The following is a 495-nucleotide window of genomic DNA, read 5'->3' as shown; positions in this document are numbered from 1 at the left end:
CACGTCATCGCGCCCGGTCAACCGCCCCAGCACGATCGCCCAGGCCGCCTGCACCACCGTGTTCAGCGTGACACCGCGACCACGCGCCCACGACTCCAGGGCGGACGTCCGGTCCTCCGACAGCTCGACGATCACGTGTTCCGGCATGTCCGGTGTCCGCGAACCGGCGTCCGGCACCAGCCTCGTTGCGTCCGGAACACCGTCGAAGGCCTCGGCCCAGGCCTGCTCGGCCAATACACGGTCATGGCCGGCCAGCCAGGACACGTAGTCCCGATAGGACGCGGGCTGCGGAAGGCCCAGAGCGTTCCCGTCGGCCTCGTAGGCAGCGAACAGATCCTGCACCATCAGCGGCAACGACCACCCGTCGAGGATGATGTGATGGTTCGTGATGACGAGTCGCCAGTGCTCGTCGCCCAGACGGACGAGGGCGAAGCGGAGCAGGGGCGGTCGGGTGAGGTCGAAGCGGCCGCGTTCCTCGTCCAGGATCCGAGCCAG

General features: G+C 68.7%; 1 protein-coding gene. It reads right to left on the bottom strand.

Going from position 1 to position 495, the window contains the following annotated elements; all coding sequences use genetic code 11:
• A partial coding sequence (locus ADK60_RS24775; protein ID WP_234371241.1) for a condensation domain-containing protein occupies nucleotides 1-495 on the bottom strand: 495 nt, incomplete at both ends.

The organism is Streptomyces sp. XY431, assembly GCF_001279805.1.
Classification (GTDB): Bacteria; Actinomycetota; Actinomycetes; order Streptomycetales; family Streptomycetaceae; genus Kitasatospora; species Kitasatospora purpeofusca.
This window is presented reverse-complemented; position numbering and strand designations above follow the sequence as displayed.